General features: G+C 64.6%; 1 pseudogene. It reads right to left on the reverse strand.

Annotation, left to right across the window (positions count from 1 at the left end):
• A pseudogene (locus ACODTO_RS29580) lies at positions 1–326 on the reverse strand (ShlB/FhaC/HecB family hemolysin secretion/activation protein); the annotation flags it as partial.
• Between the last annotated feature and the right edge of the window lie 16 nt (positions 327–342).

Below are 342 nucleotides of genomic sequence, written 5' to 3' on the forward strand. Positions count from 1 at the left end.
TGGGGCACGCCCAGGCATTGGCCGATGTAGGGCTTGAGCAGCCGCTCGCGTTCACTGGCCGAAAGGCTGTCGGCGCCCTTGAGCTCAATGGTCTTGATGGGGAAGCAACGGGTATCGGCCGGCGCGGTCGGCTGGGTCGGTTTCGCCTCCTGGCCGGGCAAATCCTTGAGCTCTTCCAGACGGCGACGCTGCTCTTCGAGCAAACGGTTCTGGCGCTCGCGGATCAGGTCGGTTTCACCGGGGGTGGGGGCGGCGTGAGCCAGAGTGAGCGGAGACAGGCACAGCAAAGCCAGGCACAACCTCGCCCAAAGGGCGGGTGAGAACATGTTCGATCCCTCGATA

Source organism: Pseudomonas sp. FG13 (assembly GCF_057809755.1).